At 61.2% G+C, this 23,926-nt stretch carries 21 protein-coding genes; 13 read left to right on the top strand and 8 right to left on the bottom strand.

The features are described from left to right. Positions 1-110: 110 nt before the first annotated feature. The 3 genes from dsbG to dsbD are packed head-to-tail and all read right to left on the bottom strand — an operon-like array spanning position 111 to position 3,450. A complete protein-coding gene (gene dsbG / locus QOM08_RS08745) occupies positions 111-878 on the bottom strand; it encodes a thiol:disulfide interchange protein DsbG (RefSeq protein WP_316912828.1) in 768 nt (255 codons plus the stop codon). Next, positions 854-1,723 carry a TlpA disulfide reductase family protein gene (locus QOM08_RS08750; RefSeq protein WP_139050747.1) on the bottom strand — a complete coding sequence of 290 codons (870 nt, stop codon included), beginning with the start codon at positions 1,721-1,723 and terminating at the stop codon, positions 854-856. The genes dsbG and QOM08_RS08750 overlap by 25 nt, the downstream gene beginning before the upstream one ends. Then, a complete protein-coding gene (dsbD, locus tag QOM08_RS08755) occupies positions 1,723-3,450 on the bottom strand; it encodes a protein-disulfide reductase DsbD (protein ID WP_076385665.1) in 1,728 nt (575 codons plus the stop codon). The genes QOM08_RS08750 and dsbD overlap by 1 nt, the downstream gene beginning before the upstream one ends. A gap of 175 nt (positions 3,451-3,625) precedes the next feature. On the opposite strand from dsbD, the gene QOM08_RS08760 reads away from it, so the two are divergent. From QOM08_RS08760 to QOM08_RS08780, 5 genes are all read left to right on the top strand, one after another. Continuing rightward, positions 3,626-4,306, top strand: coding sequence for a response regulator (locus QOM08_RS08760; protein ID WP_139050745.1), 681 nt, complete (start codon positions 3,626-3,628; stop codon positions 4,304-4,306). Beyond that, positions 4,303-5,625 carry an ATP-binding protein gene (locus tag QOM08_RS08765; protein WP_160891971.1) on the top strand — a complete coding sequence of 441 codons (1,323 nt, stop codon included), beginning with the start codon at positions 4,303-4,305 and terminating at the stop codon, positions 5,623-5,625. The genes QOM08_RS08760 and QOM08_RS08765 overlap by 4 nt, the downstream gene beginning before the upstream one ends. A 132-nt stretch (positions 5,626-5,757) precedes the next feature. After that, complete coding sequence (locus QOM08_RS08770; RefSeq protein ID WP_316912829.1) at positions 5,758-6,264, top strand: GNAT family N-acetyltransferase; 507 nt, start codon at positions 5,758-5,760, stop codon at positions 6,262-6,264. 118 nt (positions 6,265-6,382) lie between these two features. Next, complete coding sequence (locus QOM08_RS08775) at positions 6,383-7,795, top strand: aspartate aminotransferase family protein (protein ID WP_288912861.1); 1,413 nt, start codon at positions 6,383-6,385, stop codon at positions 7,793-7,795. A gap of 84 nt (positions 7,796-7,879) precedes the next feature. After that, positions 7,880-8,107 carry an MbtH family protein gene (locus QOM08_RS08780; RefSeq protein ID WP_047227138.1) on the top strand — a complete coding sequence of 76 codons (228 nt, stop codon included), beginning with the start codon at positions 7,880-7,882 and terminating at the stop codon, positions 8,105-8,107. 140 nt (positions 8,108-8,247) lie between these two features. Here QOM08_RS08780 and QOM08_RS08785 read toward each other — a convergent pair whose 3' ends face one another. After that, the gene (locus QOM08_RS08785) at positions 8,248-9,066 is read right to left on the bottom strand and encodes a pyruvate, water dikinase regulatory protein (protein WP_003199510.1); all 819 of its coding nucleotides are present in this window, start codon (positions 9,064-9,066) and stop codon (positions 8,248-8,250) included. A 179-nt stretch (positions 9,067-9,245) separates the two neighbouring features. Here QOM08_RS08785 and ppsA point away from each other — a divergent pair, with 179 nt between their 5' ends. The 8 genes from ppsA (at position 9,246) to QOM08_RS08825 (ending at position 17,369) form a co-directional block, all read left to right on the top strand. Further along, positions 9,246-11,621, top strand: a complete 2,376-nt coding sequence (gene ppsA, locus QOM08_RS08790) for a phosphoenolpyruvate synthase (RefSeq protein WP_047227140.1) — start codon at positions 9,246-9,248, stop codon at positions 11,619-11,621. Between the two features lie 158 nt (positions 11,622-11,779). Beyond that, on the top strand, positions 11,780-12,769 hold the full coding sequence (locus tag QOM08_RS08795) for an alpha/beta fold hydrolase (protein WP_047227141.1): 990 nt from the start codon (positions 11,780-11,782) through the stop codon (positions 12,767-12,769). Positions 12,770-12,896: 127 nt separating this feature from the next. After that, a complete protein-coding gene (rraA, locus tag QOM08_RS08800; protein WP_047227142.1) occupies positions 12,897-13,388 on the top strand; it encodes a ribonuclease E activity regulator RraA in 492 nt (163 codons plus the stop codon). A 25-nt stretch (positions 13,389-13,413) separates the two neighbouring features. Continuing rightward, positions 13,414-14,409: a zinc transporter ZntB gene (locus QOM08_RS08805; protein ID WP_047227143.1), complete on the top strand. Its 996-nt coding sequence runs from the start codon at positions 13,414-13,416 to the stop codon at positions 14,407-14,409. 63 nt (positions 14,410-14,472) lie between these two features. After that, positions 14,473-14,718 (top strand): hypothetical protein, encoded by a 246-nt coding sequence (locus QOM08_RS08810; protein ID WP_014337331.1) that lies wholly within the window; start codon positions 14,473-14,475, stop codon positions 14,716-14,718. A gap of 2 nt (positions 14,719-14,720) precedes the next feature. Further along, the gene (locus QOM08_RS08815; RefSeq protein ID WP_047227144.1) at positions 14,721-15,545 is read left to right on the top strand and encodes a mechanosensitive ion channel family protein; all 825 of its coding nucleotides are present in this window, start codon (positions 14,721-14,723) and stop codon (positions 15,543-15,545) included. Positions 15,546-15,636: 91 nt separating this feature from the next. Next, complete coding sequence (gene sigX / locus QOM08_RS08820; protein WP_042729583.1) at positions 15,637-16,227, top strand: RNA polymerase sigma factor SigX; 591 nt, start codon at positions 15,637-15,639, stop codon at positions 16,225-16,227. 107 nt (positions 16,228-16,334) lie between these two features. After that, positions 16,335-17,369 carry an OmpA family protein gene (locus tag QOM08_RS08825; protein WP_047227145.1) on the top strand — a complete coding sequence of 345 codons (1,035 nt, stop codon included), beginning with the start codon at positions 16,335-16,337 and terminating at the stop codon, positions 17,367-17,369. A gap of 203 nt (positions 17,370-17,572) precedes the next feature. On the opposite strand, the gene cobA is transcribed toward QOM08_RS08825, so the two are convergent. The 4 genes from cobA to nirB are packed head-to-tail and all read right to left on the bottom strand — an operon-like array spanning position 17,573 to position 23,823. After that, complete coding sequence (cobA, locus tag QOM08_RS08830) at positions 17,573-18,328, bottom strand: uroporphyrinogen-III C-methyltransferase (protein ID WP_047227146.1); 756 nt, start codon at positions 18,326-18,328, stop codon at positions 17,573-17,575. 10 nt (positions 18,329-18,338) lie between these two features. Next, positions 18,339-21,056: a molybdopterin-dependent oxidoreductase gene (locus QOM08_RS08835; RefSeq protein ID WP_316912830.1), complete on the bottom strand. Its 2,718-nt coding sequence runs from the start codon at positions 21,054-21,056 to the stop codon at positions 18,339-18,341. Then, positions 21,056-21,373, bottom strand: coding sequence for a nitrite reductase small subunit NirD (gene nirD / locus QOM08_RS08840; RefSeq protein WP_047227148.1), 318 nt, complete (start codon positions 21,371-21,373; stop codon positions 21,056-21,058). Before nirD ends, QOM08_RS08835 begins: the two co-directional genes overlap by 1 nt. Beyond that, positions 21,370-23,823, bottom strand: coding sequence for a nitrite reductase large subunit NirB (gene nirB, locus QOM08_RS08845; protein WP_310662789.1), 2,454 nt, complete (start codon positions 23,821-23,823; stop codon positions 21,370-21,372). The genes nirD and nirB overlap by 4 nt, the downstream gene beginning before the upstream one ends. Positions 23,824-23,926: the final 103 nt, after the last annotated feature.

Consider the following 23,926-nt stretch of genomic DNA (forward strand, 5'->3'; position numbering starts at 1 on the left):
GCGAGCAGGCTCGCTCCCACATTTTGATCTGTGCCTGACGCTGATTTTGTCGTCGCCACACATCCCCTGTGGGAGCGAGCCTGCTCGCGATGAGGCCCTCTAGGTCGATCTCACTTCTGCCCGAGAATCTTCACCAGCTTGTCCGGCGACGGTGCGCCTTGCTGCTGTTGCAGTTCGCCCTTGTCATCCAGGTAGAAAATCGCCGGGGTGGCGGACAGTTCCAGTTCTTCCATCAACTGCAGGTTGGCGTCCAGTTTTGCCTGGATGGCCGGCGGTATGTTTTTGAGGGGTTTGAGCGCGCTGCCCTTGCCAGCCTTCTCGTGGGTTTCCAGGGCCTGCTCAGGGTCCTTGGCCGCCAGCAATGCGGCGGATTTTCCTGGGCTGTCTTCACGGATGATGCCCACCATGATGTGGCGTAACTGCACCTTGCCGGCTTTGACCCATGGCCGTGCCTGTTCCCAGAACATGTTGCAGTACGGGCAGTTCGGGTCACTGAACAGATAGACGGTGCGCGGCGCGTCCTTGCTGCCGTCGGCGATCCAGTTGCTCGCTTCCATCTTCCCCCAGATGGCCTTGGCCATTGGGGCATAGACCAGCTTTTGCAGCGGCTCGGCGCTCAGGTCCTTGCCGTCGGCGTCGTACAGGTTGCCCAGCAAGACATGCTGGCCATCGGGTGTCAGGTACAGCGCCATCCCACGGTTCTGGTATTGCGCCGCGTAACCGCGCAATCCGTCCGGCGCCTCGAACGTGCCGACGATTTTCGCGCCCTTGGCTTCGATTTTCTTGATGGCCGCGGGCAGTTCTTCGGCGTGCAGCAGCGGTGCCTGCGACAGCGTGGCGGCGACGGCCAGGGTCAGCAAGTGGCGGAGGCGGGGCATGAGGGTTTCCTTGTGGCGGAGTGGGGAGCCGAGGTTGAATCCGGCGTTTCGAAGTTCTCCAGGGCGCGGGCCAGGCTCGCTTCTGACAATTCGCCCAAGTGACTGTCCAGCAGGCGGCCGTCGGCGCTGTAGAACAAGGTGGTTGGCAGTGCCATGGAACCGACGGCTTGACCGAGGCGACCGCTGCCATCAAACAGCACGTTGTCCAGGCTCAAGCCCTGGGTGGCCAGATAAGTGCTGACGCTTTGCATGCTTTCGGCCTGGTTGACGAACAGGAACGTCAGGTCCGGGCGCTGCTGCTGGGCCTCTTCCAGCACGGGCATTTCGCGCCGGCAGGGTGGGCACCACGTGGCCCAGAGGTTGATCACCAGGGGCCCGCCCTGATAATCGGTGAGTTTCACCGTCTCGCCGTTGGCGTTACGCAGATTGATTTCCGGCAGTCGGGTGCCTTGTTCATAGATCGTCAACGACATCGTCGCCACCAGCCAGAACAACAGGCCGCTGCCCACGCCGAAACCCAACGGCCGGCGCAAGGCCGGTCGGTGCCGGCTCCACAGCAACGCGCCAATCACCAGCGCGACAATCCCCGGCCAGGCCAGGAAACCGCCGTCGCGCAGGTCGACGATCTGCCACAGGTCATCCTGGTAGTGGTTCCAGTAGGCGGCGACGAAGCCGATCCGTGCGGCCAGAAGCCCCAGCAAAAACAGCACGAACAGCACCGATTCCGGGTTTTCGCCACCGCGCTTGGCTACTCGCCAGCCCACCAGGGTCGCCAGTGCCAACGCGCTGATCAGCAATAGATGGTTAAGCGCAATGGCAAAGGTGCCGAGGGTAAACGTCAGCATCAGCGCGCGTTCCGAGTCATGTTCCAGTGCTCCAGGAATTCCTTGGCATTGACTTCCCCGGTGATCCGCTGGCTGCGCCGCTCTTGACCGTCGGCGCCAATCCACAGCAGGCTCGGTGGCCCCGGCACTTGATAGCGGCCCAGCAGTTCGCGACTGGCGGCATTGTCGGCGGTGACGTCCAGACGCACCAGACGTACGTCTTTCAAGGCGTCCAGCACATCGGCGCGGCCGAACACCTGTTTTTCCATGATCTTGCAGGACACGCACCAGTCGGCGTAGTAGTCCAGCAAGACCCATTGGCCCTGGGCCTTGGCCGCATCCAGTTCCCGCTGCAGGGCGGCAGGCTCGCTGACCGTGATAAAGGCATCATGGGTGCTGACGGCCGAGCTTTCCGAGGTGCCTGCATAGACCTCCAGGGGCTGGAAGAAATCATCGCCGCCACCCGCCGCGCCGATCACCAGCAGGCTGCCCCACAGACCGAACAGCAGCGACGCGCTGCCGCATACATAGGCTGTGCGACCGAAACCTTCGGTCTGCCGCCAGGCGCTATAGGCGGCAATCAACAACAACGTGCCCCACAGGCCGATCCACAGCGAGCCGTCGATGACCGGGCGGATCATGAGGATCGCGGTGCCCAGGAACAGGAAACCGAACACGCCCTTGAGCACATTCATCCAGGCGCCGGGTTTGGGCAGGAAACGATTGCCCACGGTCACCAATAGCAACAGCGGCAGGCCAATGCCCACGCCCATGGCGAACAGGATCAGCCCGCCGTGCAACGCATTGCCGCTTTGGGCGATGTACAGCAGCGCACCGGCCAGCGGGGCAGTCATGCACGGGCCCACCAACAGGCCGGACAAGGCTCCGAGAATACCGGCGCCCACCAGGCTGCCGCCGCGGCGCTGGCGTCCGGCACTTTCCAGGCGGTCGCGCAGGGCGGCCGGTAACTGCAATTCGAAGAAACCGAACATCGGTAGCGCCAGCACCACGAAGATCGCCGCGAAAGTGCCCAGCAGCCACGGTTGTTGCAGCAGTGCCTGAAGGTTGGCCCCCAGCAGCGCGGCGATTACGCCCATGGCGGCATACACCAGGGCCATGCTGATCACGTAGCTGATGGCCAATGCCAATCCACGCCGAGGGCTGGCGCCGCTGCCCACCACCACCCCGGCCAGGATCGGCAGCATGGGCAGCGAGCACGGCGTAAACGCCAGCAACAGGCCCAGGCCAAAGAACACCAGCAGGCTCCAGCCCAAGGCCCGTTGCTGCAGGCCGCTGGCCAAGGCCTGGTCCGGCGCCTCACCATTGGCAACCGCTGGTGCAGTGCCACCCAGGTCCACCACTTGGGTCTGGGGCGGATAACACAAGCCCGCGTCGGCGCAGCCCTGGAAGCCGACCTTGATCTTGCCGGTGGCCCCGGCGGGAATCTTCAGTTCCAGCGCCTGACGATAAACCTGTTGGTCGCCGAAAAACTCGTCGCTATGGGCTTCACCCTCCGGCAACTTCGGTTTTTGCGCCTCGGCAAGACCGTCGAATTTGAGTCGCTGCTGATAAAGGTAGTAGCCGTCGGCAATCTGCCAGAACAACTGGGTTTCACCCGAATCCAGGCGTTCGGAGGTAAACACGAAGGCCTTTTCCACCGGCAGGAAATCGGTTTTGGTCTCGAAGGGATTGGCGGCCTGGGCCAGGCCCGAGATCAGGAGCAGCCACAGCAAAAACAATCGACGCATGGATAAAGCCTTAGAACGGAGCAAGTGGAATGCACGATGGCGACTGGCGATTAACCGTCGATTAACCCGGCGACAATCGGCAGGTAGCAATGATCGCCCATGTTTGCCGTACTCGTCGCATAATGTCGGCTTAATCGGCCGGCGGCCTAATGTACCTTTTTCCACGGGGCTTACCATGCACGTACTGGTCTGCGAAGACGATGAGTTGATCGCCAGCGGGATCGTCGCCGGGCTGACGGCCCAGGGCCTGACCGTCGAACACGTCGCCACGGCGTCGGCGGCGCGGGCGATGGTCGGCGTGGCCCGGTTCGACGTCATGGTGCTGGACCTGGGGCTGCCCGACGAGGACGGCCTTAAATTGTTGCGCCAATTGCGCCAGCAAGGTCTGGAAATACCGGTGCTGATCCTCACCGCCCGGGACTCGGTGACCGACCGGGTTGACGGCTTGCAGGCCGGTGCCGATGATTATCTGCTCAAACCCTTCGATCTGCGTGAGCTCGCGGCGCGCCTGCACACCTTGCTACGGCGCGTGGCGGGGCGCAGCGTCAATCTGATCGAGCACGGCCGCCTGACCTACGACCCCAGCAGCCGGGAAACCACCCTCGGCGGACAGCCGGTGGACCTTTCCCGGCGTGAGCAGTCATTGCTGCAGGCGCTGTTGCACAGTCGCGGTCGGGTCCTGTCCACCGAGCAACTCAAGGACAGCGTCTACGGGTTCAATGACGAACTGGAAAGCAACGCCCTCAACGTCCATATCCATCACCTGCGGCGCAAGCTCGGCAATGGCATTGTCGAGACGGTCCGCGGGCTGGGTTATCGGCTGGGGCCGGCCGACGGCGGGGAGTCCTCCAAGTGATGAGCCTGCGATTGCGCCTGAGCCTGACCCTCGGCGCGGCCTTCGCCCTGATCTGGGCCCTGGCGGCGGCGTGGATGCTCAGTGATCTGCGCAACCAGATGATGTTTTCCCTCGACCAGCGGCTGGTGGCTTCGGCGCGGATGGTCGCCGGGCTGCTGGAACAGATGCCATTGCCCAGCAAAGGGGAAGGCACGCACCTGAAAACCGAGCAGGTGAGCATTCCGGGGGGCATGGCTTGCCAGGTCAGCTCCTTGCGGGGGGAGATCCTGGCCCGCAGCCATGGCACCCCAGACCAAACCCTGGAAGCCGAGAAGCTGGGCTTTCACGACCAGATGATCGACGGCGCGCCCTGGCGCAGTTTCACCCTGGCCCGAGGGGATTTGCGCATCACCACCGCCGACCGCCAGATCGAACGCGAAGCCTTGAACATGTCGGTGCTGTTGGCGGCCTCGGTGCCGGTCGGCGTGGCGCTGCTGGGCTGCCTGTGCCTGTTATGGCTGGGCATTGGCCAGGGCCTGGCGCCGCTCAATCGCATGCGCGATGCATTGATGCGACGCAATGCCGACTCCCTGGAGCCGTTGCAGATCCATCCGCTGCCCAGTGAACTGCGGCCGTTGCTGGAGACCCAGAACCAGCTGTTCCAGCGTATCGGCAAGACCATTGAGCGCGAGCGTCGGCTGACCGGCGATGCCGCCCATGAGCTGCGCAGCCCGTTGACGGCCATCAAGACTCACCTGCAAGTGGCGCGCATGACCGAAGGCGTCGCCCGCGATCAGTCCCTGGCCCGGGCCGAGGAGGGCGCCGACCGCTTGCACCGCACCCTCGAACAGTTGTTGCTGCTGGCCCGGGTCGAGGGCAGCCTGTCGTTCGACGATGGCGTGCAATGCAACGCCGAGCAAGTGGCGCGACTGGCGATCCAGGATGCGACCGGCGGCGCTCCCCAGCGGATCAAGTTGCACTTGGCACCCGGGGTGTCCGACGCGCCGGTGCAAATGCCGGCGGTGCTTTCCATCGCCGCCTTGCGCAATCTGCTGGACAACGCCTTGCGGCATACGCCGGACGGGACCGAGGTGCAATTGAGCCTGGAAATGATTGGCCAGCGTGTACGCTTCCAGGTTCGCGATCATGGTCCCGGCATTGACGCCGACGATATCCAGTACCTGACCCAGCGCTTCTGGCGCAACGGCCAGAGCACCGGCTGCGGACTGGGGTTGGCGATTGTCCAGGCCATCGTCCAGCGTTGTGGTTGCGGTCTGCATTTCGACAGCCGTCCGGATGGATTGCGGGTTGAATTGACGATGCCGGTGAGGGGGGGCTAGTGGGCAGCTTCAAGCTACAAGCTACAAGATGGACCGCTTGAAGCTTGAAGCTACAACTTCCCATTAGCGCACCCACCTCATCCGGGTCTATGTTTTTCTCAGCTCGACTCAAGGACTGAGGAACACCGCGCCATGGAACCACTCATTGAAATCAGCACCGCCACCCCCAGCGATGCCGGCATCATCAGCCGGATCGCCGAACGCTCCATCCGCCTCGGATGTGCCGCCGAACACCGTAACGACCCGCGCATCGTGGCAGCCTGGACACGCCACAACACCCTTGCCCACCTACAGCCCTTACTGCTCGACCCAAGGTTGCGCCTGACCCTGGCGCGTTTGCAGGGGCGGCTGGTGGGCACCGCCATGGCCTCGGTTTCAGGACGGATCGCGTTCTGCTATGTGCAACCGGAATGGTTTCGCCGCGGTGCCGGGCGAGCGCTGGTACGGGACATCGAGGCGTGGTTGCGCGGTCGCGGGGTCGTCCAGGCGACCCTCAACAGCACGCGCAGCAGCCATGGGTTCTATCGACACCTGGGGTTCAGGCAAAGCGCCGAGGCGTTCGCCATCGGCGGTGTCACCGCCATTGCCATGCACAAGCCACTGGTCGAGCCCGCGGGGGAAAGTTCGGTTCGAGAGTAAATCCTTGCCGCGCCGGTGCGTTTCCACAACAGGAAACCTGCATGTGCGCCCCGACCGGATGCGCACCTGCCCGGTGTGCCATTTGGGTCACTACTACAGTGTATTGCGGGGTCGAGAGATGTCAGTTGCCAATAGTCTTATCGAAGCACAGCCGGCGCGGGTCAGTCGCGCGCCGACCGAGACGCTCTACCAATTCAACGAGTCGCCGCTGCTGGCCCGCCAGAGCCGGCAGGAGTCCAACGCCCGCAGCTATCCACGGCGCATTCCCTTGGCCCTCAAGCGCGCCAGGGGTTTGTATGTCGAGGACGTCGAGGGTCGCACTTTCATCGACTGCCTGGCCGGGGCCGGCACCCTGGCCCTGGGGCATAACCATCCGGTGGTGATCGAGGCGATCCAGCAGGTGCTGAGCGATGAGTTGCCTTTGCATACCCTGGACCTGACCACGCCGGTCAAGGATCGCTTCGTTCAGGACCTGTTCGGCCTGTTGCCGGCAGACCTTGCCGCCGAGGCGAAGATCCAATTCTGCGGCCCCACCGGCACTGATGCGGTGGAAGCCGCTCTCAAACTGGTGCGCACGGCCACCGGGCGCAGCACCGTGTTGTCGTTTCAGGGCGGTTATCACGGCATGAGCCAGGGGGCGCTGAGCCTGATGGGAAGCCTGGGACCGAAGAAACCCTTGGGCGCCTTGCTCGGCAACGGTGTGCAATTCATGCCTTACCCCTACGATTACCGCTGTCCGTTCGGTTTGGGCGGTGCCTCGGGGGTGAAGGCCAATCTGCATTATCTGGAAAACCTGCTGACCGACCCCGAGGCCGGCGTCCAATTGCCGGCGGCGGTGATCGTCGAGGTGGTGCAGGGCGAGGGCGGGGTCATACCGGCCGATCTGGATTGGTTGCGCGGGTTGCGGCGCATCACCGAGCAGGCGGGCGTGGCGTTGATTGTCGACGAGATCCAGAGTGGTTTTGGCCGCACCGGTAAAATGTTCGCGTTCGAACACGCCGGCATCATTCCAGACGTGGTGGTGCTGTCCAAGGCCATCGGCGGCAGCCTGCCGCTGGCGGTGGTGGTCTATCGCGACTGGCTCGACACCTGGCTGCCGGGAGCCCATGCCGGGACCTTCCGTGGCAATCAAATGGCCATGGCTGCCGGTTCCGCGGTGATGCGTTATCTGGTGGAACACAACCTGCCGGCCCACGCCAGCGCCATGGGCGATCGCTTGAGCGAACACCTGCACGTCCTGCAGCGGGATTTTGCGCAACTGGGCGATATCCGTGGACGCGGGCTGATGCTTGGCGTCGAACTGGTTGACCCGGCCGGAATGCCGGATGCCTTGGGCCACCCGCCGGTAGATGCGCGCTTGGCGCCGCGGTTGCAACGTGAATGCCTCAAACGCGGGTTGATCCTGGAGTTGGGTGGCCGGCAGGGCGGCGTGGTGCGTTTCCTGCCGCCGCTGACCATCACAGCGACGGAGATCGACCGGGTTGCCGAAATTTTCGGACGCGCCTTGAAGGCTGCCGTTGCCCAAGCCTAATTTTCACCCGGCTCCAAACGTTCCTTTCATACCCTGGCTGCGCATGCGCCGCAGTGAACCTCGAGCAAAGATGGAGAGACACCCATGACTTCAGTATTCGACCGCGAGGACATCGTCTTTCAGGTCGTGGTCAACCACGAAGAACAGTATTCGATCTGGCCTGAGTACAAAGCCATCCCCGAAGGTTGGCGTGCGGTTGGCAAAAGCGGCTTCAAAAAGGACTGCCTGGCCTACATCGAAGAAGTCTGGACCGACATGCGTCCCTTGAGCCTGCGCAAGAAAATGGATGAGCAGGTGGCTGTGGTTCACTGACTGCAGAGCATGTAAGAACGCCTCAACCCCTGTGGGAGCGAGCCTGCTCGCGATAGCGGAGTGACAGCCAACATTAATGTTGCTGGTCCACCGCTATCGCGAGCAGGCTCGCTCCCACAGGGTTTTGTGTTGTTGCGGGTTTACTTGAACCGCCGCTCCACCCCTTTCTCCACCAGGATCTTCGCCGAAATCTCTTCCACGGAAAAATGCGTGGAGTTGATGTGGGGAATGTTCTCCCGCCGGAACAGGTTTTCTACCTCGCGCACTTCGAATTCGCACTGGGCGTAGCTCGAATAGCGGCTGTTGGGCTTGCGCTCGTTGCGGATCGCAGTGAGGCGATCCGGATCGATGGTCAGGCCGAACAGCTTGTGCTGGTGGGCGCGCAGGGCGCTGGGCAGTTGCAGGCGCTCCATGTCGTCCTCGGTCAGCGGATAGTTGGCCGCGCGGATACCAAATTGCATCGCCATGTACAGGCACGTCGGCGTCTTACCACAGCGCGACACACCCACTAGGATCAAATCGGCCTTGTCGTAATAATGCGTACGGGCGCCATCATCGTTGTCCAGGGCGAAGTTGACCGCCTCGATGCGCTCCATGTAGTTGGAGTTATGGCCAATGGAATGGGACTTGCCGACCGAGTAGGAGGAATGCTCGCTCAGCTCCTGCTCCAGAGGCGCCAGGAAGGTGGAAAAAATGTCGATCATGAAACCATTGGACGTTGCGAGAATCTCACGGATGTCCTGATTGACGATGGTATCGAAGATAATCGGGCGGAAACCGTCGGTTTCGGCGGCTTTATTGATTTGCTGTACCATGGCCCGCGCCTTGTCGACACTGTCGATGTACGGACGTATGAATTTGGCGAAGGTAATGTTTTCGAATTGCGCCAACAGGCTTTGGCCCAGTGTTTCGGCTGTAATGCCGGTGCCGTCGGAGATAAAGAAAGCAGATCGTTTCATTTGCGCCTTGGGCCCTAGTGAGCTAGTGACGATTCTTGGATATGATAGGCGCGATTTGCCGGCCGCCAGTGGCCCGCATTCTCACTTATTTTCCAGGTCCAGGCCATATCGCCGGTATTTGCTCCCCTGGAGCCACCGGTGCCTTGAGCTTTTCCAACACAGTTAGTGGAGAGATCACCTTGGTAGAGTACGTAGTTTCCCTCGATAAGCTCGGCGTCCATGATGTAGAGCATGTGGGGGGCAAGAACGCATCCCTGGGCGAGATGATCAGTAACCTCGCCGGTGCCGGCGTATCGGTGCCAGGTGGCTTCGCCACGACGGCTCAGGCTTATCGTGACTTTCTGGAACTGAGCGGCCTGAACAAACAGATCCACGACGCGCTCGATGCCCTGGACGTCGATGACGTCAACGCCTTGGCCAAGACCGGCGCCCAGATCCGCCAATGGATCATGGAAGCCGAGTTTCCCGAGAAGCTGAACGCCGAAATTCGCACCGCCTTCGCCAAACTGTCCGAAGGCAATCCCGACGTTGCCGTCGCCGTGCGCTCCTCGGCCACCGCCGAAGACCTGCCGGATGCCTCCTTCGCCGGCCAGCAGGAAACCTTCCTGAACATCCGTGGCGTGGAAAACGTCATCCGTGCCGCCAAGGAAGTCTTCGCTTCCCTTTTCAATGACCGTGCCATTTCCTACCGTGTGCATCAGGGCTTCGACCACAAACTGGTCGCCCTGTCTGCCGGTGTTCAGCGCATGGTCCGCTCCGAAACCGGCACCGCCGGGGTAATGTTCACCCTCGACACCGAGTCGGGTTTCCGTGACGTGGTGTTCATCACTGGCGCCTACGGCCTGGGTGAAACCGTCGTACAAGGCGCGGTGAACCCGGATGAGTTCTATGTCCATAAAGGCACACTGGAAGCCGGTCGTCCGGCCATCCTGCGCCGTAACCTGGGCAGCAAGGCCATCAAAATGATTTACGGCGACGAAGCCAAGGCCGGTCGTTCGGTCAAGACCGTCGACGTGGACAAGGCCGAGCGCGCGCGCTTCTGCCTGAGCGACGCCGAAGTCAGCGAGCTGGCCAAGCAGGCGATGATCATCGAGAAGCACTACAAGTGCCCGATGGACATCGAATGGGCCAAGGACGGTGACGACGGCAAGCTGTATATCGTGCAGGCCCGTCCGGAAACCGTGAAGAGCCGTACCCAGGCCAATGTCATGGAGCGCTATCTGCTCAAGGAAACCGGCACCGTGCTGGTGGAAGGCCGTGCCATCGGCCAGCGCATCGGCGCCGGCAAGGTGCGGATCATCAAGGACGTCTCGGAGATGGATAAGGTCCAGGCCGGCGATGTGCTGGTTTCCGACATGACCGACCCGGATTGGGAACCGGTGATGAAGCGCGCCAGCGCCATCGTCACCAACCGCGGCGGACGTACCTGCCACGCGGCTATCATCGCCCGTGAACTGGGCATTCCGGCTGTGGTCGGTTGCGGCAACGCCACTCAGTTGCTCAAGGACGGCCAGGGCGTCACCGTGTCCTGCGCCGAAGGCGATACCGGCTATATCTTCGAAGGCGAACTGGGCTTCGACATCAAGAAGAACTCCGTGGACGCCATGCCGGACCTGCCGTTCAAGATCATGATGAACGTCGGCAACCCGGATCGCGCCTTCGACTTCGCGCAACTGCCGAACGCGGGTGTGGGCCTGGCCCGCCTGGAATTCATCATCAACCGCATGATTGGCGTGCACCCCAAGGCGTTGCTGAACTACGACGGCTTGCCGCCGGAGATCAAGGACAGCGTCGACAAGCGCATTGCCGGTTACAACGATCCGGTCGGTTTCTACGTCGAGAAACTGGTGGAAGGCATCAGCACCCTGGCGGCTGCGTTCTGGCCGAAAAAGGTCATCGTGCGCCTGTCGGACTTCAAGTCCAACGAATACGCCAACCTGATTGGCGGCAAGCTCTACGAGCCGGAAGAAGAAAACCCGATGCTGGGCTTCCGAGGCGCTTCGCGTTACATCAGCGAATCGTTCCGTGACTGCTTCGAACTCGAGTGCCGCGCCCTCAAGCGTGTGCGCAACGAGATGGGCCTGACCAACGTCGAGATCATGGTGCCGTTCGTGCGCACCCTGGGCGAAGCGAGCCAGGTTGTCGACCTGTTGGCGGAAAACGGCCTGGCCCGTGGTGACAACGGCCTGCGCGTGATCATGATGTGCGAGCTGCCGTCCAACGCGATCCTCGCTGAAGAATTCCTTGAATTCTTCGACGGTTTCTCCATCGGCTCCAACGACCTGACCCAGCTGACCCTGGGCCTGGACCGTGACTCCGGCATCATCGCGCACCTGTTCGACGAGCGGAACCCGGCGGTCAAGAAGCTGCTGGCCAACGCCATTGCCGCCTGCAACAAGGCCGGCAAGTACATCGGCATCTGCGGTCAGGGCCCTTCGGACCACCCGGACCTGGCCAAGTGGCTGATGGAGCAGGGCATCGAAAGCGTTTCGTTGAACCCCGACTCCGTACTGGAGACCTGGTTCTTCCTGGCTGAAGGTCAGGCTGCAGTCTGATCGAGTGAAGGGGCCTCACCGGTGATGTAAGCCGGGTAACCTTTGTGGGAGCGAGCTTGCTCGCGATAGCGGAGTGTCAGCCAAGATTATTTTTGCTGATCCACCGCAATCGCGAGCAAGCTCGCTCCCACAGTCGTCTTTTTTTGTGCAAGAGCATTATGCAAAGCAGCAGCAACCTTTTTCCTGTCGCCTTGATCAGCGCCGAGCGGCGTGGTGATCTGAGCGAAGACGTCTATCGTCTGAAGCCCGGCAACAGCCCGGACTACAGCGTTGAACTGGCCGTCACCCGACTGGGCATGGCCGACGGCAGCGAGGTTCGCGGCGTTCCCGTGATCCTGCTGCACGGCAGTTTTTCCAACCGGCGCTTCTGGTATTCGCCCAAGGGCCTGGGACTGGGGGCCTATCTTGCGCGGCTGGGCTTTGACGTGTGGATTCCCGAAATGCGCGGCCATGGCCTGTCCCAGCGCAATCACGACTACCGCAAGAACCGCGTGGCCGATTACGCTCGTTACGACCTGCCGGCCATCGGTGCCTTTGTGCGTGAGCAGAGCGGACAGGTGCCACACTGGATCGGCCACTCTTTGGGCGGCATCACCCTGGCGGCGGCGTTGGGCGGTCACTATCTGGGCGAGCCGGCGGTGGCTTCGGCGGCGTTTTTTGGCACCCAGGTCAGCCGCACCTATTGGCCGCTGAAGATCCCGCCGGTGGAATGGAGCGGACGTTTCATTCTCAAGCGTTTTGCCCAGTTGTCCGGTTCGCGGCTCAAGCGCGGCCCGGAGGACGAGCCCATCGGCCTGGCGCTGGAGAGCATGCGCTGGTATGGCCTGTTCGGGCGTTTTGGTGATGCGCAGAAGAACTGGTGGGCGGGGCTGGCCGATGTGCAGGTGCCGATACTGGCGGTGAGCGCGGCCGGCGACCAGCAGGATCCGACCTGGGCTTGCCGCAAACTCTTCGAGCAGGTCGGCTCTGCGCACAAGCAGTTTGTCTGCCTGGGCCGGGAGCAGGGCTTTACCGACGATTTCGGCCATGTCGAGATGCTGGTCAGCAAAGCGGCCCATGCTGAGGTCTGGCCGCTGGTGGCGCGTTGGCTGGCAGATCAGCATGCACCGCTACTGGCGGATCCATCCAGGCTGGCCGAAGCGGTTTGAAGCGAAGGCTCTGACAAGGGCATTTCGCTCTTGTCGGCTTGCGGCTAAGATATGACGCGATACGCGGTTCCGGTCACAAACGGTTGCTCACTCAGCCTGACGTTCCAGCCTTTACAGGAGTTGTTCAATGAACCATTACCTCACGCCCGACCTGTGCGACGCCTACCCGGAGTTGGTGCAAGTGTTGGAGCCGATGTTCAGCAATTTCGGTGGCCGTGATTCTTTCGGCGGCGAAATCGTGACCATCAAGTGCTTCGAGGACAACTCGCTGGTCAAGGAGCAGGTGGAACTCAAGGGCAACGGCAAAGTGTTGGTGGTCGATGGCGGCGGCTCACTGCGCCGGGCATTGCTGGGTGACATGCTGGCCGAAAAAGCCGCGAAAAACGGCTGGGAAGGGCTGGTGATTTACGGTTGCATCCGCGACGTCGACGTCATTGCCCAGACAGACCTTGGTGTCCAGGCCCTGGCCAGCCATCCAATGAAAACCGACAAGCGTGGCATCGGCGATCTCAATGTCGCGGTGACCTTTGCCGGCGTGACGTTTCGTCCAGGCGAGTATGTCTATGCGGACAACAACGGCGTGATTGTGTCGCCTAGCCCGCTGAAAATGCCTGAATGAAGCGTCAAAGCCATAAGGGATGAGGATGTTCGAGGAAGAAAACGCGCAATGGGGGCTGGTGCATGCCCTGGTGCTGGACGGTAATGGTGGCGCGCGTTCGATAGCCCGGACAGAACTCGACGATTTGCAGTTACAGGCCCACGAAAGCTTGTGGCTGCACTGGGATCGCAGTCATCCGCAAACCCACACCTGGCTGCGCAAGTCCAGTGGCCTGAGCGAATTCAACTGCGACCTGCTGCTGGAGGAGAACACCCGGCCGCGCCTGTTGCCGTTGCCCAACGCCGAACTGCTGCTGTTTCTGCGCGGCGTCAACCTCAATCCGGGCGCAGAACCGGAGGACATGGTGTCGGTGCGGATCTTCGCGTCCCCCCAGCGAGTGATCTCCCTGCGCCTGCGTCCGTTGCGCGCCACCGATGAACTGTTGACGCAACTGGCCGAGGGCGAGGGGCCAAGGACTGCGTCGGAACTCATCCTTTATATGGCGCAGTACCTGACCAACAAGGTGCAGGATCTGGTCACCCAGCTCTCGGAAATCGTCGATAGCGAAGAAGAAAAGATTGATACCGACGAACGGTATACCCCCGAGCATGATGCCATTTTGCACATTCGCAGAAGGGCGGCCGGGCTGAAGCGGTTCCTGGCCCCCCAGCGGGATATTTTCGGCCAGATGACACGGCTCAAACTGCCGTGGTTTGTCGAGGATGATGGCGATTACTGGAATGAATTGAACAACAGCCTGACCCGCTACCTCGAAGAGCTGGAATTGACCCGAGAGCGCGTGGGGCTTGTGCTGGAGGCCGAGGACCGGCGTCTGTCGGTGCGTATGAATCGCACCATGTACCGCTTCGGCATCATCACCGGGATTTTTCTGCCGATGAGTTTTCTCACCGGTCTTTTGGGCATCAACGTCGGCGGTATTCCGTTCTCCGAAAGCCCTTATGGTTTCCTGGTTGCATGCCTATTGATGGTCGGCGTGGCCCTCGGTCAGTGGTGGCTGTTCCGCCGTTTGCGCTGGGTTTGACGGGGCGCCATGTGACCTGCCGAAATTTGATCGCGTCTTTCACAGACATCACGAGAGGTGCGTATGCACGATCCGTTTGAACAGTCTTTGCGCGACATGCTCAAGGCTTCGCCGTCCAGCCGGGACGACGATGCATGCCTGGGACGTGTACTGAAAACCGCCAACCGCCAGGTTGGCGCCGGCGATCTGTTCAGCCTGCTGGGCCGCTGGTTGCCCGCGCTGATGATCGCCCTGAATAACGGGTCGGCCCATGTTTCGCCGGTTTCCCGTCGTAAACCTGTTACTCGCACCGCTGATAAGGCTGATTGAATATGGAACTTGATCTCTGGACCCAGAGCCTCGTCACGGCAATGACCGCGTTGTGGACCAAGGTGGCTAATTTCATCCCCAACCTCTTCGGCGCCCTGGTGGTGCTGTTGTTGGGGTTCGTGGTGGCCAAGCTGCTGGACACCCTGCTTTCAAAACTGCTCGCCAAATTGGGGCTCGACCGCCTGATGGGCGGCACCGGCCTGACCAAGCTGCTGTCGCGCGGTGGCATTCAGGTTCCGATCTCGACCTTGGTCGGCAAGATCGTCTACTGGTTCGTTCTGCTGATTTTCCTGGTTTCTGCCGCTGAATCCCTGGGCCTTGAGCGAGTTTCAGCTACGCTCGATATGCTTGCGCTGTATTTGCCGAAGGTTTTCGGTGCCGCGCTGGTATTGCTGGTGGGCGTTCTGCTGGCGCAATTGGCCAACGGGCTGGTGCGCGGCGCGGCCGAAGGTGTCGGGCTTGACTACGCCCAGGGCTTGGGGCGAATTGCCCAGGGCCTGGTGATCATCATCAGTATTTCGGTCGCGATCAGCCAGTTGGAGGTCAAGACTGACCTGCTCAACCATGTGATCGTCATCGTATTGATTACCGTTGGTCTGGCGGTTGCGCTGGCAATGGGGTTGGGAAGCCGGGAAATCGCCGGCCAGATTCTTGCGGGAATCTATGTGCGTGAATTGTATGAGGTTGGGCAACAAGTGCGTGTTGGCGAGGTCGAAGGCCAGATCGAAGAGATCGGCACGGTGAAGACCACATTGCTGACCGAGGAGGGTGAATTGGTATCGCTCTCCAATCGGATCCTGCTGGAACAGCATGTGAGTAGCCGCTAACCCGGCAAACCCTGCTAATGTATGCCGCCGCAAAATGCCCGTTAACGCAGGCTGCGGCGCACATTGACCTAGACTGTCGGCCCGACTTGTTTTGAACAAACCCCAATCGCTATCCACGCGCTACGACCCCCGTGATCTCTCCGATGAGGAGTTGGTCGCGCGCGCGCATACGGAACTTTTCCACGTAACGCGTGCTTACGAAGAATTGATGCGCCGTTACCAGAGAACATTATTTAACGTTTGTGCACGTTATCTGGGGAACGATCGTGATGCTGACGATGTCTGTCAGGAGGTGATGTTGAAGGTGTTGTATGGCCTGAAGAACTTCGAGGGGAAATCGAAGTTCAAGACATGGCTTTATAGCATCACGTACAACGAATGCATCACGCAGTACCGCAAGGAACGGCGAAAGCGTCGCTTGATGGATGCTTTGAGCCTGGACCCTCTGGAGGAAGCGTCTGAAGAAAAGGCGCCCAAACCGGAGGAGAAAGGCGGGCTGGATCGCTGGCTTGTCCATGTGAACCCGATCGACCGGGAAATTCTGGTGCTACGATTTGTCGCAGAGCTGGAATTCCAAGAGATCGCAGACATAATGCACATGGGGTTGAGCGCGACAAAAATGCGTTACAAGCGCGCTCTTGATAAATTGCGTGAGAAATTTGCGGGTATTGCTGAAACTTAGTTCGGCGCAAATATCTCTTACGTGTAGGCAAGTTCTGATAGACTTGTCGCCGAGTTGTCCCCCGGTTTGCGGGACTGCTTTACAATCACCAGATGGGGATTTAACGGATGAAACTGAAAAACACCTTGGGCTTTGCCATTGGTTCTTTGATTGCTGCCACTTCGTTCGGCGCTCTGGCACAAGGCCAAGGCGCAGTTGAAATCGAAGGCTTCGCCAAGAAAGAAATGTTCGACAGCGCTCGCGACTTCAAGAACAACGGCAACCTGTTCGGCGGCTCGATTGGTTACTTCCTGACCGACGACGTAGAACTGCGTCTGGCCTACGACGAAGTGCACAACGCACGTGCCGAAGACGGTCGTAACATCAAGGGCTCCAACACCGCTCTGGACGCTCTGTACCACTTCAACAACCCAGGCGACATGCTGCGTCCTTACGTATCGGCTGGTTTCTCCGATCAGAGCATCGGTCAGAACGGCCGTAGCGGTCGCAACGGCTCCACCTTCGCCAACGTTGGCGGCGGTGCCAAGCTGTACTTCACTGACAACTTCTACGCCCGTGCCGGCGTTGAAGCTCAGTACAACATCGACCAGGGCGACACCGAGTGGGCTCCAAGCGTCGGTATCGGTGTGAACTTCGGTGGCGGCTCCAAGCCTGCTGCTGCTCCAGTTCCAGCTCCGGCTGAAGTCTGCTCCGACAGCGACAACGATGGCGTGTGCGACAACGTCGACAAGTGCCCTGACACCCCAGCCAACGTAACCGTTGACGCTGATGGCTGCCCAGCTGTTGCTGAAGTCGTACGTGTTGAGCTGGACGTCAAGTTCGACTTCGACAAGGCGGTCGTTAAAGATAACAGCTACGGCGACATCAAGAACCTGGCTGATTTCATGAAGCAGTACCCATCCACCACCACTACTGTTGAAGGTCACACTGACTCCGTCGGTCCTGACGCTTACAACCAGGCTCTGTCCGAGCGTCGTGCAAACGCCGTTAAGCAAGTCCTGACCAACCAGTACGGTGTTGAATCGTCCCGCGTTCAGTCTGTTGGCTACGGCGAATCCCGCCCAGTTGCCGACAACGCTACTGACGCTGGCCGTGCTGTTAACCGTCGCGTAGAAGCGCAGGTTGAAGCCGAAGCTAAGTAATTAGCCCACAGCTTTGGAAAAGCCCGGCTTAGGCCGGGCTTTTCTTTGCCTGCGATTTATGAAAATCAGGGGCGGGGCTGGAGAAACACAAAAAACTGTGGGAGCGAGCCTGCTCGCGATGGCGGTGTGTCAGTCAGCATCAATGTTGCTGATCCACCGCCATAGCGAGCAGGCTCGCTCCCACAGGTTTGCTGGTGTCTGTGCTATAGCGCCGAAGCCTGGACCCAGGCCGGTTGCGCGCCTGCCAGCTCAGCAGCTCTGGCCACCTCGCCAATCACCAGGATCGCCGGGCTCTTGAGTTGAAATGCGCCTGCATCGGCCTCCATCGAGGTCAGGTCACTGCGACAGTCGCGCTGATGGGGCAGGGAGGCATTTTCAATCATCGCCACCGGCGTGTCCGCCGCCAGGCCTCCGGCCAGCAGTTGCTCGCGGATCTCGCTCAGTTTCGCCACCCCCATGTACACCACCAAGGTGGTCCCGCTTTGTGCCAAGGCTTGCCAGTTCAGGCTGCTACCGTCCTGGGTGTGGGCGGTGACCAGCGTCACGCCCCGGGCAATCCCACGCAGCGTCAGCGGAATATCACATTGCGTCGCACCCGCGAGGCCGGCCGTAATGCCATTGACCAGTTCCACTTCGACGCCATGCTCGCGCAGCCACTGCGCCTCTTCGCCGCCTCGGCCGAAGATGCACGGGTCGCCGCCCTTGAGGCGCACCACGCATTTGCCCTGGCGGGCATAACGCAGCATCAGCCGATGGATAAAAGCCTGTGGCGTGGAACGGCATCCGCCGCGCTTGCCGACGGCGATGATCCGCGCGCCAGGGCAGTGCTCCAGCACCGCATCGTTGACCAGATCGTCGATCAACACCACGTCGGCTTCGCCCAAGGCGCGCACGGCTTTGAGGGTCAGCAATTCAGGGTCGCCAGGACCTGCACCCACCAGCCAGACTTTTGCGTTCATAGTGTTTTCCTCACGAGACAGCGGCCACCGGTTGCGCGGTGGCAACCAGCAGGCGTTTGATTTCCGGTACACAGGAGCCGCATTGCGTGCCGCAGCCCAGTTCCTGTTTCAGCCCCTGCAAATCCAGGCCACGTTCAATGCCGGCGCAGATCGCACGCTGGCTGACGTTCATGCAGTTGCACAGTGTTTTGCTGCCGCCAACGGCGGCACCGGCATTGCCTGGTGGGGCGCTCAAAGGCGCCAGCAGCCAGCGCCGCAATTGCTCATCGGCGCGGCCTTCCAGCCAGAGGTTTTGCAGCCAGTGGCGGGCCAGGGTTTCGCCGGCCAGGCGAATGGCGGTGATGCGACCGTTCTCGATTCGCACCCGTTTACCGATGGAACGACGCGGGTCGTCATAGGCCAGCACCGGCCCTTCGATCAGCCCCAATTGCTCGTCGATCGCCTGCAGCAACTGCGGTTCGGGGGCGACGGCGCTGGCCGCGCGAATCAGCAACGCGGGACGTTCGCGCCCAGTCAGGCTCAGGCTGACGTAGGCAAACGCCTCACACAGTGGTCGCAAAGTCTCCAAGTGCTGTTGAACATCGCCTTCGACCAGGGCGAAAAGCTGCCAGGGCAGGTTCACCGGTTCCAGGCGCACGCCGCTGTGTTTGAGTTCCGGCTGTTTTGACAGGGGGTCGAAGGCCGGTTGAGTCAGGGTATTGACCCCACCCTTGAGAAAGCGATCGCCCCAGTGCATGGGCAGAAACGCCTGCCCGGGGCGCACGCTGTCGTCGCTGTCCACCGCCACGATCACGGCGCCACGACGGCTCTTGAGGCTGACCAGGTCACCGGCTTGCAGCCGATGGCGAAGCAGTTCGTCAGGGTGCAGGCTGAGTATGGCTTCGTTCACATGACCGAACAATTGCGCGGCGGTGCCGGTGCGGCTCATGCCATGCCATTGGTCCCGCAGGCGACCCGTGTTGAGGGTCAATGGGTAGCGGGCGTCGCGCAACTCTTTGGCGGCGCGATACGGTTCTGCGACAAACCGCGCGCGGCCATTGTCGGTAGGAAAAATCCCGTCCAGATACAGGCGCGGTGTTCCGCTGCTGGCGCCTTGCGGGAAGGGCCATTGCTGAGGACCGAGTTGATCGATCAGGGCATGGCTGATACCGGACAAGTCCAGGTCGCGGCCACGGGTCAGTTGCTTGTATTCATCGAACAACTGGGCCGGAGTTTCAAAGGCGAACAGGCTGGGTTGACCCGGGCGCAGGCGTTTCTCCAGACGTTGGGCGAAATCCACGGTAATTGCCCAGTCCGGCCGTGCCTCACCCGGTGCGGCAATCGCCCGGCGGACGTGGGAAATACGCCGTTCGGAGTTGGTCACCGACCCTTCTTTCTCGCCCCAACTGGCCGCTGGCAGCAGCAGGTCGGCAAACGCGGCGGTTTCGGTGGTCCGGAAGGCCTCTTGCAGCACCACGAATGGACAGGCTTGCAGGGCTTCCCGGACCGCCGTCTGGTCAGGCATCGACTGCGCGGGGTTGGTGCAGGCAATCCACAGTGCCTTGATCTTGCCACTGCGAACCTGTTCGAACAGTTCGATGGCGCTCAAACCCGTGGTCGCGGGCAATTGCTCAACACCCCAGTAGCGAGCGACTTCGGCGCGATGTTCGGCGTTGGCGGCGTCGCGATGACCCGGCAGCAGGTTCGACAAGCTACCGGTTTCCCGACCGCCCATGGCATTGGGCTGACCGGTCAGCGAGAAGGGCCCGGCGCCCGGCCGGCCGATTTGGCCGGTGGCCAGGTGCAGGTTGATCAACGCGCTGTTCTTCGCACTGCCGGCGGTGGACTGATTCAAGCCCATGCACCACAACGACAGGAAGCTGGGCGACGTGCCGACCCATTCGGCGCACTGGTGCAGGTGCTCGACGCTGATGCCGCAGATCTGGGCGACCATGGCCGGGGTGTAGTCGCGCACTAGGTTCTTGAGGTCCGCCAGGCCTTCGGTGTGGGCCTTGATGAAATCGCGGTCGACCCAGTCTTCCCACAACAACAGGTGCAAAATCCCATGGAACAAGGCGACATCGGTGCCCGGCAGGATCGCCAGATGCAGGTCGGCAAGGTCGCAGGTGTCGGTACGCCGTGGGTCGATGACGATGATTTTCATCTGTGGTCGGCGGGACTTGGCGTCCTCGAGGCGGCGAAACAGGATCGGATGGGCGTAGGCCATGTTACTGCCGACAATCATCACACAGTCGCTCAGCTCCAGGTCTTCATAGCTGCAGGGCGGGGCGTCGGCACCGAGGCTGCGCTTGTAACCCACCACGGCGGAGGACATGCACAGCCGGGAATTGCTGTCGATGTTGTTGGTGCCCACCAGTGCCCGGGCGAGTTTGTTGAAGGCGTAGTAGTCCTCGGTCAGCAGTTGCCCGGAGATGTAGAACGCCACACTGTCGGGGCCGTGTTCGGCGATGGTATCGGCGAAGATGCTGGCCGCGTGATCCAGCGCGCTGTCCCAATCGGCGCGGGCGCGGGACAGGCCCTTGCCCAAGCGCAGTTCGGGATACAAGGCGCGCGCGGCGAGGTCGCCGGTCAGGTGCAGGGTCGAACCCTTGCTGCACAGTTTGCCGAAGTTGGCCGGGTGGGCGGGATCGCCACTGACGCCGAGGATGCGCTCGTCGTCATGTTCGATCAGCACGCCGCAACCGACCCCGCAATAACAGCAGGTCGAGGCGGTGGTTTGACGGCTCATCAGCTTGCTTCCCGCAATGCCAGCATCACCCGGCCGTTTTCGACCCGCGCCGCATGATGATGAGCGCAACCCACATCCGGGGCCTGGGCCTGGCCGGTTTCCAGGTCGATCTGCCAGTTGTGCAGCGGGCAGGCCACGCGCTTGCCATAGATCAACCCCTGGGACAGCGGGCCACCCTTGTGCGGGCAGCGGTCATCGAGTGCGAAAACCTCATCGTCGCTGGTACGAAAAATCGCGATATCGCCTTTCGGGCCATTGATGATGCGCGAGCCCAGGGCGTTGATCTCTTCCAGTGCGCAGATATCCAGCCAGTTCATGCCGGTACCTCCAGGTTTTTCACGGTGATGACTTCAAACTCTTTCTTCAGCTGGGGCTGTTCCAGGCGTTCTTTCCAGGGGTCCTGTTCCAGCGACAGGGAGAACTTCAGGCGGTCATGCAAGGCTTTGCGTCGTTGCGGATCTTCAAGTACCGCTTTCTTGATGTGCTCCATGCCGACCCGTTGCATGTAGTGCACGGTGCGTTCGAGGTAGAAGGCTTCTTCGCGGTACAACTGCAGGAATGCGCCGTTGTATTCGCGCACTTCTTCGGCGGTCTTAAGTTTGACGAAGAATTCGGCGACCTCAGTCTTGATCCCGCCGTTACCGCCGATGTACATCTCCCAGCCGGAATCGACGCCGATAATGCCGACATCTTTGATGCCCGCTTCCGAGCAGTTGCGGGGGCAACCGGAAACGGCCAGCTTCACTTTGTGGGGCGACCACATGTTGAAGAGGTCGTGTTCCAGCTCGATTCCCAATTGGGTGGAGTTCTGCGTGCCAAAGCGGCAGAACTCGCTGCCCACGCAGGTTTTTACGGTGCGGATGGATTTGCCATAAGCGTGGCCGGACGGCATGTCCAGGTCTTTCCAGACTCCGGGCAGGTCCTGCTTTTTGATCCCTAGCAAGTCGATACGCTGGCCGCCGGTGACCTTGACCATCGGCACGTTGTATTTGTCGGCCACATCGGCAATGCGCCGCAGCTCAGACGGATTGGTCACGCCACCCCACATCCGCGGGACGACGGAGTAAGTGCCATCTTTCTGGATGTTGGCGTGGGCACGCTCGTTGATCAGGCGCGACTGCGGATCGTCGTGCGCTTCGCCGGGCCAAGTGGAAATCAGGTAGTAGTTGAGCGCCGGGCGGCAGGTGGCGCAGCCGTTCGGGGTGCGCCAGTTCAGGTAGCTCATGGTTGCGGCGATGGTCAGCAGATGCTGGTCGCGGATCGCCTGGCGAATCTGCCCATGGTTGAGATCGCTGCAACCACAGATGGCTTTTTCGCTTTTCGGTTTGACGTCCGCCGCGCCGCCCACGGTGTTGATCAGGATCTGCTCCACCAAACCGGCGCAGGAGCCACAGGAACTGGCGGCCTTGGTGTGTTTTTTTACGTCATCGACGCTGAACAGCCCATGCTCCTGGATCGCCTTGACGATGGTGCCCTTGCACACGCCGTTGCAGCCGCAGACTTCGGCGGTGTCGGCCATGTTCATGGCTTTGTCCTGGCCCTGATGTCCTACGTCTCCCAGGGCGTTTTCCCCAAACATCAGGTGATCGCGGATCTCGCTGATGGCGTGGTTCTCACGGATCTGACGGAAATACCAGCCACCGTCTGCCGTATCGCCGTACAGACAGGCGCCGACCAGCACGTCATCCTTGATCACCAGTTTTTTGTAGACGCCACCAATCGGGTCGGAAAGGGTGATGGTCTCGGTGCCTTCGCCGCCCATAAAATCCCCGGCGGAGAACAGGTCGATGCCGGTGACTTTGAGTTTGGTCGAGGTCACTGACCCCTTGTAGGTGGCGAAGCCCAGTTGCGCGAGGTGGTTGGCACAGACCTTGGCTTGCTCGAACAGCGGTGCCACCAGGCCGTAGGCGGTTCCACGGTGGCTGGCACATTCACCGATGGCATAGATGCGCGGGTCGTAGGTTTGCATCGTGTCGTTGACCAGAATCCCGCGGTTGCAAGGGATGCCGGACTTTTCCGCCAGTTCGGTATTGGGGCGGATACCGGCGGCCATCACCACCAGATCGGCCGGGATGATGTCACCGTTCTTGAATTGCACCGAGCCGACCCGGCCATTGCCGGCGTCGTGCAGGGCTTGCGTTTGTTCGCTCAGGCGGAATTTCAGCCCGCGATTTTCCAGGGCGGTTTGCAGCAACTGACCGCTGGTCTTGTCCAACTGACGCTCCAGCAGCCATTCACCCAGGTGCACCACTGTCACGTCCATGCCCCGCAGTTTCAAGCCGTTGGCGGCTTCCAGGCCGAGCAGCCCGCCGCCGATCACCACGGCGTGTTTGTGGGTCTTGGCGGTGTTGATCATCGCCTGGGTGTCGGCGATGTCGCGGTAGCCAATGACGCCCTCCAGGGTGTTGCCGGGAATCGGCAGGATGAATGGCGTGGAGCCTGTGGCGATCAGCAGACGGTCGTATTCGGCTTCGCTGCCGTCCTCGGCGATGACCCGGCGCTTGACTCGGTCGATCTCCACGACCTTGCGGTTGAGCAGCAGCTTGATGTTGTTGTCCAGGTACCAGCTCAGGTCGTTGAGCACGATCTCTTCAAACGTCTGCTCGCCGGCGAGCACGGGCGAGAGCAGGATGCGGTTGTAGTTGGTATGAGGCTCGGCGCCGAACACCGTGATGTCGTATAGCTCATTGCTCAGCTTGAGCAGTTCTTCGAGGGTTCGAACCCCGGCCATGCCGTTGCCGATCATCACCAGTTTGAGTTTCTTCATCAGGGTTCTCCACAAGCTCAGGCCCGGTTCATCACGGTGCTTGGACTGGCTCGATATTTTTACGAAAACAAAAAAAGGCGTCCCGCTAGTTGCCTAGCGAGGA

It is taken from the genome of Pseudomonas sp. P105 (assembly GCF_032614175.1).
Taxonomy (GTDB): domain Bacteria; phylum Pseudomonadota; class Gammaproteobacteria; order Pseudomonadales; family Pseudomonadaceae; genus Aquipseudomonas; species Aquipseudomonas rhizophila.

What these genes read in the sequence shown, in the direction of transcription:
- QOM08_RS08805 (WP_047227143.1), top strand. Translation starts at nt 13,414, where the DNA reads ATGTTCGAGGAAGAAAACGCGCAATGGGGGCTGGTGCATGCCCTGGTG.
- QOM08_RS08795 (WP_047227141.1), top strand. Translation starts at nt 11,780, where the DNA reads ATGCAAAGCAGCAGCAACCTTTTTCCTGTCGCCTTGATCAGCGCCGAG.
- cobA (WP_047227146.1), bottom strand. Translation starts at nt 18,328, where the DNA reads ATGAACGCAAAAGTCTGGCTGGTGGGTGCAGGTCCTGGCGACCCTGAA.
- rraA (WP_047227142.1), top strand. Translation starts at nt 12,897, where the DNA reads ATGAACCATTACCTCACGCCCGACCTGTGCGACGCCTACCCGGAGTTG.
- QOM08_RS08775 (WP_288912861.1), top strand. Translation starts at nt 6,383, where the DNA reads ATGTCAGTTGCCAATAGTCTTATCGAAGCACAGCCGGCGCGGGTCAGT.
- QOM08_RS08750 (WP_139050747.1), bottom strand. Translation starts at nt 1,723, where the DNA reads ATGCTGACGTTTACCCTCGGCACCTTTGCCATTGCGCTTAACCATCTA.
- QOM08_RS08785 (WP_003199510.1), bottom strand. Translation starts at nt 9,066, where the DNA reads ATGAAACGATCTGCTTTCTTTATCTCCGACGGCACCGGCATTACAGCC.
- nirD (WP_047227148.1), bottom strand. Translation starts at nt 21,373, where the DNA reads ATGAACTGGCTGGATATCTGCGCACTGGAAGAGATCAACGCCCTGGGC.
- QOM08_RS08825 (WP_047227145.1), top strand. Translation starts at nt 16,335, where the DNA reads ATGAAACTGAAAAACACCTTGGGCTTTGCCATTGGTTCTTTGATTGCT.
- dsbD (WP_076385665.1), bottom strand. Translation starts at nt 3,450, where the DNA reads ATGCGTCGATTGTTTTTGCTGTGGCTGCTCCTGATCTCGGGCCTGGCC.
- QOM08_RS08835 (WP_316912830.1), bottom strand. Translation starts at nt 21,056, where the DNA reads ATGAGCCGTCAAACCACCGCCTCGACCTGCTGTTATTGCGGGGTCGGT.
- nirB (WP_310662789.1), bottom strand. Translation starts at nt 23,823, where the DNA reads ATGAAGAAACTCAAACTGGTGATGATCGGCAACGGCATGGCCGGGGTT.
- dsbG (WP_316912828.1), bottom strand. Translation starts at nt 878, where the DNA reads ATGCCCCGCCTCCGCCACTTGCTGACCCTGGCCGTCGCCGCCACGCTG.
- QOM08_RS08815 (WP_047227144.1), top strand. Translation starts at nt 14,721, where the DNA reads ATGGAACTTGATCTCTGGACCCAGAGCCTCGTCACGGCAATGACCGCG.
- QOM08_RS08770 (WP_316912829.1), top strand. Translation starts at nt 5,758, where the DNA reads ATGGAACCACTCATTGAAATCAGCACCGCCACCCCCAGCGATGCCGGC.
- QOM08_RS08780 (WP_047227138.1), top strand. Translation starts at nt 7,880, where the DNA reads ATGACTTCAGTATTCGACCGCGAGGACATCGTCTTTCAGGTCGTGGTC.
- QOM08_RS08810 (WP_014337331.1), top strand. Translation starts at nt 14,473, where the DNA reads ATGCACGATCCGTTTGAACAGTCTTTGCGCGACATGCTCAAGGCTTCG.
- QOM08_RS08760 (WP_139050745.1), top strand. Translation starts at nt 3,626, where the DNA reads ATGCACGTACTGGTCTGCGAAGACGATGAGTTGATCGCCAGCGGGATC.